5 protein-coding genes are annotated in these 10,240 nt (G+C 39.5%); 4 read left to right on the top strand and 1 reads right to left on the bottom strand.

The window, feature by feature from the left end; genetic code table 11:
* Window positions 1-376: 376 nt before the first annotated feature.
* Complete coding sequence (locus ESY88_RS05850) at window positions 377-1,186, top strand: transposase (RefSeq protein ID WP_147085695.1); 810 nt, start codon at window positions 377-379, stop codon at window positions 1,184-1,186.
* 738 nt (window positions 1,187-1,924) lie between these two features.
* Here the strand turns inward: ESY88_RS05850 and ESY88_RS05845 are convergent.
* Entirely contained in the window at window positions 1,925-2,374 is a 450-nt protein-coding gene (locus ESY88_RS05845; RefSeq protein WP_147085694.1) for a Na(+)-translocating NADH-quinone reductase subunit F, read from the bottom strand.
* Window positions 2,375-2,857: 483 nt separating this feature from the next.
* On the opposite strand from ESY88_RS05845, the gene ESY88_RS05840 reads away from it, so the two are divergent.
* The 3 genes from ESY88_RS05840 to ESY88_RS05830 all read left to right on the top strand — a co-directional run bounded on the left by ESY88_RS05840 (window position 2,858) and on the right by ESY88_RS05830 (window position 9,971).
* On the top strand, window positions 2,858-6,364 hold the full coding sequence (locus tag ESY88_RS05840) for a T9SS type A sorting domain-containing protein (RefSeq protein ID WP_147129022.1): 3,507 nt from the start codon (window positions 2,858-2,860) through the stop codon (window positions 6,362-6,364).
* A 117-nt stretch (window positions 6,365-6,481) separates the two neighbouring features.
* Window positions 6,482-8,188, top strand: coding sequence for a T9SS type A sorting domain-containing protein (locus ESY88_RS05835; protein ID WP_147085692.1), 1,707 nt, complete (start codon window positions 6,482-6,484; stop codon window positions 8,186-8,188).
* Between the two features lie 193 nt (window positions 8,189-8,381).
* Window positions 8,382-9,971: a T9SS type A sorting domain-containing protein gene (locus tag ESY88_RS05830; RefSeq protein ID WP_147085691.1), complete on the top strand. Its 1,590-nt coding sequence runs from the start codon at window positions 8,382-8,384 to the stop codon at window positions 9,969-9,971.
* Window positions 9,972-10,240 lie beyond the last annotated feature (269 nt).

Below are 10,240 nucleotides of genomic sequence, written 5' to 3'. Positions count from 1 at the left end.
ATATATATATATATATAGAGAGAGAGAGAGAGAGAGAGAGAGAGAGAGAGAGAGAGAGACGCGATTCATCGCGTCTTTGTATAGAGAGAGACGCGATTCATTGCGTCTTTGCAGAGAGAGAGTCGTGATTCATCGCGTCTCTTTTTTTTGTGATGATTTCCATCCTAGCAACAGTGTTTTCAATCGAATAGTTTGTAGCCCCCACCCCAGTATTCAATTTTGTCAATGAGATGTTTGTCACAATAAAATCATTCCAAACCACAAATCCCCGTAGAGATGCGATTCATCGCATCTACACGCAGATATTGGATTCATCCCATTCCAAAATATTTATTATCAATGTAATTTGAACAGTTTTTTTATGTAATTTTCTGATATGAAATTGTTTAAGAATAAATACCGAATTGATTCCACGAGATTAAAATCATGGGATTATGGTAGCGACGGCTATTATTTCATAACAATTTGTACTAAGGGGCGTAGGCATTTTTTTGGCAAGATAGATCGGCAGCACATGCACTTATCGGCCATTGGTCAATTGGCTGAAATATTTTTAAATGAAATCAAAACCCAATTTTCATACGCAAGAATGGATGAATATGTGGTTATGCCAGACCACATTCATTGCATCATCACCATCAACAATCCATCCCGTAGAGATGCGATTCATCGCATCTCCCAGAATACAGAACATCAACATACAGAACATCAACATACAGAACATCAACATACAGAACAGCAACATACAGAACAGCAACACACAGAAGACCAACGCACAGAAGAGAAACAAACAGAAGAGAAACAAACAGGAGATCAACATATAGAAGACCACCAAACAGAAGCACATCAAACAGAACAGCAAACAGAACAGAATCAACTGGAAATCAAAGAACTGAAAAATACAAAAAAGATGCTCATCGTAAATGAGATAAAAATGGACAAAGGGGGTTTCACAAAGGAGCAAAATCCAATGTTGCATGATAATGTATCTAAAATCGTAAGATGGTACAAAGGCAGAACCACCTTCGAATCCAGAAAATTAGGCCTTGATTTTGCATGGCAACCCCTGTTTTGGGATCACGTTATCCAAAATGAAAGGGCATTGAATAACATCAGAGATTATATCCAAAATAATCCCAAGAAATGGGAAAAGGACAAACAGAACAACCCCGGATTGAAAATGTAGAGACGCGATTCATCGCGTCTTAGACATTGAATAAACATCAGAGATTATATCCAAAATAATCCCAAGAAATGGGAAAGGACAAACAGAACAACCCCGGATTGAAAATGTAGAGACGCGATTCATCGCGTCTTTGACATTGGTCAACATCAGAAGTTATATCCAAAATAATCCCAAGAAATGGGAAAAGGACAAACAGAACGACCCCGGATTGAAAATGTAGAGACGCGATTCATCGCGTCTTTGACATTGAATAAACATCAGAGATTATATACAAAATAATCCCAAGAAATGGGAAGAGGACAAACAGAACAACCCCGGATTGAAAGAGACGCGATTCATCGCGTCTTTGACATTGAATAAACATCAGAAGTTATATCCAAAATAATCCCAAGAAATGGGAAAGGACAAACAGAACAACCCCGGATTGAAAGAGACGCGATTCATCGCGTCTTTGACATTAAGGCGTACACATTATCTTTATAAAGATGACGTTATTTTTATAAAGAGGATATAATGTTTTTTTAAGAGTATGAAGGCAAAGGGTCGTTTTTTTAAGAGATAGATGAATCGCATCTAATTTGCGAGGGAGTTGTTATAAGCCAAGGTTTATCAAGTGCTGATAACTAGAATTTTGTACAAAAGCTGCTACAAGGCAGAATTTGTCAACAGGCGAATTCGATTAATCGCCACTTTATTAATAGTTGCCATCAATCGTAACTGCATGCCAACACTTAGATATCAAGCTAATGCTAATGCGAATTTTGGCTTATCATTCTCGACTTCAAACAACTTGGTGTAATCCATGACATTTGGCACATGGTCCAATTTGCATAAAAAGGAAATAACTGCACACAGTCCCTTAAAAAGTAAATCCTTATCGGTTGGATTTTTTGGTTTTTTATGGTTGTGTCTAAATGGTAGCTCATAGTCGCAAGCTGCCAAAAAGCTAGCTTCAACCTGCAATAATTCTTGAGGCGTATACCCGTTGAATCGTCTGCCTAAACCCTGATGTACTTTACCCAGATAGTTGAGTTGTAATGACCCATGGTCGTCAGAAAGGTGTTTCCAGGAATCCTTATTGTCTAAAATATTTCCCACAGCACAACTTTTGCAACATTCAGGATGCAATGTATTATTATGAAAGGCTACGTAGAGTTTTTCAATGGCTTTTTCCAATCGATTTGACATAATTCAGAAGGTTTAAAACCTAAGATAATAAAATTATAGATGTTGAAGTCTTAAAATGCTATTAAAATATCATGAGCGCTATTTTATTTTGCCCCACTTGTGCTAATGATGCTTGGAAACTTCCAACTTGCCAATTTTCGTTATTCCCCCCAAAGCTTCGGGATATATGGGGGCATCAATTTCCACAGTGGTTTTTTAATGCTCATATTTAAGCGTAAACAATGTCTAATACATCTTTCCTTAAATGTATAAGAAAAAAAACAACTTTTACCGATCACTCTTAGCCGCTATCGGTTTGTAATCCTGTTGTGATCAATCATCTGTAACATTAGTAATTTCGGCAGTTTATAAAATTGATATGTAATAAGAAGCGAGTAGCGCTGAATGGTTGAATCGAGAATGTCATTAAAATTGCAAATCGCCATGCTCACAATTTGGAACTAACTCGATGTAAGCATATAATCATTTAAATCGCTATTAATCATGAAACACGTATTACTAATTTTCACACTGTTCTGTGCCTCGTACATGACAGTGAATGCCCAGACCAACACATGGACAGGTGCTGGTGCCAACACCAATTGGAATACCGTTGCCAACTGGAGTCTGAATGCCATGCCTACGGCAGCCAATGACGTGGTGATTCCCACGGGATTTACGGTTAATTTGAATGTTGCCGGAGACACCAAGTCGATTGTGGTGCAGGGAAATTCTACCTTTAATATGTCGAACACTTTAAGTATTCTCAACGCGTCGTCGGTGGCTGCGAATGCTACTTGCGCCTGGACCCTTGGGTCTCTCACAGGTGGCGGAACCTTAACAAACAATGGGACATTTAACTTATCTTCAGGAAATACAAAATCTATTGTAGGTGTGACCACTTTTAATAATACTGGAAATTTCAACATTCTTGACGGTGGCGATTTAAATATTACCGACGGTATCTTTAACAATCTGGCTTCAGGTATCATCGACCTGCGCGGCAACGAAGGCAATATTTCTTATACAGGTTCTGCGAGCCGTATTTTGAACAATGCAGGTCTCATAAAAAGTACCGCAACTGGGGGAAATGTTAGAATCCAAACCGTTTTGAACAATAATGGTGGTGCGATAACCGTATCAAATGGCAATCTGATTTTTGATTTTCTTGACAAAAACCTAAACGGTGGCGTCTTAAACGTTTCGGTTGGGAGTGTTTTGAGATTGACATCAACTACCAATCTTACGGGAACTTTGACTGGCGCTTTGAACGGAGACTTGGAATGGTCGGGTAATGTATCCTCAGCCGGCACAAGCACTTTCAATTTTTCAGGAAGCAGTGGCGTGAGATGGACCGCTGGAAATCTTACAGGGGGAGGCACTTTGGTGAACAAAAACCTGATTTTCCTTTCAAGCGGAAACACCAAATCAATTATTGGTGTGACCACCTTAAACAATGAAGGGGATTTCAATATCCTTGACGGAGGCGATCTAAACATTACCGATGGTATTTTCAATAATCAATTGACCGGAACCATTGACATGCAATGGGCTGAAGGCAATATTTCTTATACAGGTTCTGCGAGCCGTATTTTGAACAATGCAGGTCTCATAAAAAGTACCGCAACTGGGGGAAATGTTAGAATCCAAACCGTTTTGAACAATAATGGTGGTACGATAACCGTATCAAATGGCAATCTGATTTTTGATACTCTTGACAAAAACCTGAACGGTGGCGTCTTAAACGTTTCGGTTGGGAGTGTTTTGAGATTGACATCAACTACCAATCTTACGGGAACTTTGACTGGCGCTTTGAACGGAGACTTGGAATGGTCGGGTAATGTATCCTCAGCCGGCACAAGCACTTTCAATTTTTCAGGAAGCAGTGGCGTGAGATGGACCGCTGGAAATCTTACAGGGGGAGGCACTTTGGTTAAAAAAAACCTGATTTTCCTTTCAAGCGGAAACACAAAATCCATCATTGGTGCGACAACCTTAAACAATGAAGGCGATTTCAATATCACTGACGGTGGCGATTTTAACATTACCGATGGTATTTTCAATAATCAATTGACCGGAACCATTGACATGCAATGGGCTGAAGGTAATATTTCTTATACAGGTTCTGCGAGCCGTATTTTGAACAATGCAGGTCTCATAAAAAGTACCGCAACTGGGGGAAATGTTAGAATCCAAACCGTTTTGAACAATAATGGTGGTACGATAACCGTATCAAATGGCAATCTGATTTTTGATTTTCTTGACAAAAACCTGAACGGTGGCATGTATAATGTTTCAGTAGGAAGCAGTTTACAATGGAACAGTAATACTGTAATTTCAGGAACATTGACGGGAAACTTAACTGGTGAAATCGATTGGTTAAATGACATTACGATACCGAATGCAACTACTGGGACATTCAATTTTACAGGAAACAGCGGGGTAAAATGGTCATCTGGAAATCTCACAGGAGGGGGAACCCTTGTAAACAAAAGCCTTATTTTTCTCAGAACCGCAAACACAAAATCCATCATTGGTGCGACAACCTTAAACAATGAAGGCGATTTCAATATCACTGACGGTGGCGATTTTAACATTACCGATGGTATTTTCAATAATCAATCGGCCGGAACCATTGACATGCAAGGTGCTGAAGGTAATATTTCCTACACAGGAAGTGCTTCCCGTATTTTGAATAATTTCGGAATGCTTAAAAGAACAACTACTGCTGGAAACGCACGAATTCATACCTTCTTAAACAATAGTGGTAGTATTGATGCACAAGCTGGAACCCTTGTTTTTTCAGAATTCCTTGCATTTACCAATGATGAAGAAGGTGTTGTCAAGGGTGTCTCTACGGTAACTATTGCCAATACCGCAAATTACACCAACAATGGCACATTCTCGCCAGGCGGTTCCCCAGGGACGCTTACTTTCAATGGGGTATTTAAGTCATCAACAACCTCTGTTCTGGATGTAGAACTAAACGGCCTAACTTCAGGCACACAATACGACGTCCTCGCCATCACTGGCACAAATGCCATTTTTGATGGCGATGTGAATGTCACTTTAGGTTTTGAGCCTGTCGTTGGAAATACGTTTACCGTAGCCACCACCACAGGAACAATCACGACTAAAAGTTTGGCGACTCCCTTTACGTCAGACTATTTAGGCAAACGCTATACATTTAATGTGACCTATCCAAATGACAATGTGGTGCGATTGACAATTTCGAATATTCTGGATATTGAGGCACCAAATGTCATCACTCAAAATGCAACAGTCCAACTCAACGCATCAGGTAACGGGAGCATCACAGCGGCACAAATCAACAATGGCTCTAGCGATAACTGTTCGCTCGTAGCCGATTTGACCTATACCTTAAGCAAGTCCACATTCAACTGTTCTAACTTGGGTGCAAATACAGTAACCTTAACTGTTACAGACGAAGCAGGAAATTCTGCAAACCAAACAGCAACCGTTACGGTTGTAGATGCCATTAATCCAACGGTAACTTGCGGAGGCGATTCTACCATTGATAGCAACGGTAACTATGCCTTACCAAATTATGTTACCAATAGTACAGCATCTGCATCTGATAACTGTAGTGCAACCGTGGTTCAAGCACCAGTCGCAGGAACGTCTTTGGCAGATGGAACCTATACCATTTCTTTTGTGGCAACTGATAGCAGCGGCAATACCGCCAACTGTTCTTTTAGCCTTACTGTTGTTGATACTACTTTGGGAATCGATGATTTTGAATTGTCAGAATCAAGCATACAATTGTATCCGAATCCTGTTGGCAATGTGTTGACCATCAAAAATGTCAACAACCTGGAATTGGACAATGCACAGATTACAGATGTCACAGGAAAAGTCATCACGACTTTTGATCTTAAAAATATGGGATTGACCAAGGAAATTTCTTTGGAAGACCTTTCCAGCGGCATGTATTTTTTAAAAATCAATGGGCTCAACAGTTCGGTTACGAAACGGGTTATCAAACAATAGTGCAATTAGTTTTAGTTAGTTATCAGGTTAAAGCCATCAATGCATGTTGGTGGCTTTTTTATAGCAATATATCGATGAATCCGAAAACACCTTCATTTAATTTAAAATCTTAAAAACATGAAAAAATCAACTACATTTTTTGCAATCCTGTTGCTCACGATAAGTACTGGTTTTGCACAAACTATTGATTTTGTGAACTCCTTTGGTAGTCTTGGCTTTGAACGTCCAACAGGTTTGGCTTTAGACTCAGATAAAAATATCTATAACACCGGACTTTTCCTACAGACAGTTGATTTTGACCCTGGAAGCGGTGTTTTTGAATTAACCTCCAATGGTAGTGAAGATATCTACATCACAAAGTCTACGCCCGATGGCACTATTATTTGGGCAAAACAAATAGGTGGCACCCAATCTGATGAAAGCTCGCAATTAACGCTCGATGACCAAGGTAACATCTATCTTACAGGAACGTTTTCAGGTACTGCTGACTTTGACCCCAGTAGTGCTGTTACAGAACTCACTTCGGCAGGATTTTTTGACGGATTTATTTTGAAACTTGATACAGACGGAAACTTTATTTACGTAAAACAGTTTAGTAGCCCAATATCTTCTTTAAGAACCTCAACGATTACGATAGATGCTTCGGGAGACCTCATAGTATCTGGAAGGTTTCGCGACACGGTTGATTTTGATCCTGGTGCCGGCGTATTTGAATTAACAGCTTCTACTGCATCGGATGGAATTTTTATATTGAAGTTGACTTCAGACGGAAATTTTGTTTGGGCCAAGGGTATATTGGGTAATGGGCAGGGTAGAATAGCAGCAATAGATACAGATCAAACAGGTAATATCATTGCTTCTGGAGAATATAATAACGGTAGTAGGGATTTTGACCCAAGCTCCAATGTTTTTGTGCTCGCCACTAGGGGTATCGAGTGGGCTATGTTTGTTTTAAAATTAGATACAAATGGTGATTTGGTCTGGGCGAAACAAATTACTGGGACAGCCGAAAATTATGGTGGTGATGTTGTGGTCGATTCGGTTGGAGATATATACCTCAACGGTTTTTATCAAGGAACTTTAGATTTTGACCCAGGCAGTGGCATATTCGAACTTACCAGTAATGGATCTTTTGATATCTACACGATGAAACTCAATGCGAATGGCGATTATATCTGGGCCACATCGGTTGGTGGTCCCTCTTTTGATCTGGGCATTAATCTCGACATCACTCCCGATAACGAACTTTTGAACATCGGAATTTTTCGTGGTACCGTCGATTTTGATTCAAGTAACGATGTAAACGAATTTACGGCATTGGGCAACCAAGATGTTTTTGTATCCCGCACCGATGCCAACGGGAATTACATAGACACCTTTATATATGGAGGGCCTGATTTTGATCATGGTTTTATTATTTTGACCGATGATGTTGGAGACTATTATATTACGGGCTTTTTTGGAGGAACGTCAGATTTTGACCCAGGAATGGGCGAGGTTTTTCTTACCTCCAATGGTAATGCTGATGGTTATGTACTTAAGTTAAACAAGCCTACCCTTGATATTACAAAATCCAATTATGACAATGAAATCCAATTATATCCAAATCCCGTTCGCAGTGTATTGACCATTATAAACACAAGCAATCTAGAACTGGACACTGCTCAGATTACTGATATCACAGGAAAAGTCATCATGTTCTTTAATCTCGAAACTATGGGATTGACCAAAGAGATTTCTTTGGAAAACTTTGCCAGTGGCCTGTATTTTGTGAAAATCAATACCTTGAGTGGAGCATTAACCAAACGCATCTTGAAAAATTAGTTTTTTGATTTCAGTTATTTATTTGAAGAAGAGCCATCGATGGATGTTGGTGGCTCTTTTTTATGTTTTACGAGACTTGTGAATAACTAGTTTAAGAAATAAACGGTTCCGAAGGAATCAATTTTGCGATTATTGATAGAACGAAAGACACAACTATGACCTCAAAATAATAAAAAATTAAAATTTCAGCATTATGAAAACTACAATTACTTTACTCATATTTTTTATAGGCATGGCTTCAGTTTTTGCCCAAGACCCTGCTATACTTTGGCAAAACACCATTGGCGGAAGCGCTTCAGATGAGGTTTTGTCAATAAGCCCAACTAGCGATGGCGGATATATTTTGGGAGGTGAGTCCTTATCTAATATTTCTGGAGATAAAACAGAAGATTCTAATGGCTCTTGGGACATTTGGATCGTGAAAACAAATGAAACAGGTGCCTTGGAATGGGAAAAAACCATTGGTGGCAATAATTTTGATGGCTTGGGCAGTATATGCCAAACCGATGATGGCGGCTACTTGGTTACAGCAGATTCCGATTCTAATATTTCGGGCGACAAGACGGAAAATTCGAATGGATCTAGTGATTATTGGATTTTGAAATTAGATGCTACCGGAACTATAGTATGGCAGCATACCTATGGCGGTGGTAATACAGATTACGGACCCAAAGGACTTCAAACCATAGATGGTGGTTATATGGTTGTTGGTAGTTCAAACTCGGGAGTTTCAGGAGATAAAACCGATCCGTCAAAAGGAGAAGATGATATTTGGGTCCTTAAATTGGATCAAAATGGAGCAATTGTTTGGCAAAAAACCATAGGCGGTAATTCCTTTGATATTTTTAGTTCAATCGCGTTTGCCAATGATGGGGGATATATCATAAATACAGCTTCATCTTCAAATATTTCAGGAAACAAGTCAGAAAATGTTATCGGTAGTGATGATTATTGGGTTATCAATTTAAGCGCCGAAGGAAATGTGCGATGGGATAAAACCCTAGGAGGTACGGAGCTTGATTTTGGGGTTGATGCCATTGCAACATTAGATGGAGGCTTTCTTGTAGGGGGCTATTCAAATTCCCCGATTTCTGGCAATAAATCTGAAGATCCTGTTGGTGACTTAGATTATTGGGTCGTAAAACTAGATAGTGACGGCGCTCTAATTTGGGATAGAACCCTAGGTCGCAACTATGATGATCTTCTAACAGATATAGTAGAATTAGAGGAAGGTAGCTTTTTGATAACTGGTTCTTCTGAAGCGGATGGTACTGGCAATAGAACTGAGCCGTCCATGGGTTTGGTTGACAATTGGTTTGTGAATCTCAATGCTTTGGGAGTTATAACGGGACAAAAAATAATAGGTGGTGATCTTTCTGATTTTCCTGCAAATGTTGCCCTTAGACCAGATGGCGGATTCGTTGTCGCAACTACTTCAAACTCTAATATTGCAGGCGACAAAATGCAGGCTTCGCAAGGAGCTTATGATTATTGGATCTACAAGATGGATTCGGCTTTTTTGGGTCTTATCGATATTGCGGTTACCAAAACCATTTTATGCTATCCAAATCCAAACCAAGGTAATTTTAAAATAGATCTCGGCAAAACATACGCTAAAGTCACATTTCAAATAACAGATATCACGGGGAAAATCATCTCCACTTCAAAATATGCTTCAGTAAAAACAGTTGAGATGGAATTTGATGCGCCGGCTGGAATCTATCTGGTTGATGTAAGCCTTAACCACGGCGGTTCTAAATCATTCAAAATCATTAAATATTGAACTGTACATGAATGGCTGAAACTTACCCAATGGATAAAATGGATGTTGAATCAAAAACGAACATTCAGCCGGCCAGACCCAGCACAGGTAGGCCCTTAGGTAGATGTATACTATTTTTCGATTTTATAAGAAGTATTTTCTAAATCCCTCCAGAATGTTTTACTCCCCAAAGCTTGCCTCGACAAAAAATATCTTTCAATTCATATCTCGTGGGCCGGCCCCGAGCTTATTGATTGGTCTCAAATTAGGGTTTCAAACCCTGCAATTTC

The organism is Subsaximicrobium wynnwilliamsii (assembly GCF_007997225.1).
Lineage (GTDB): Bacteria > Bacteroidota > Bacteroidia > Flavobacteriales > Flavobacteriaceae > Psychroserpens > Psychroserpens wynnwilliamsii.
This window is presented reverse-complemented; position numbering and strand designations above follow the sequence as displayed.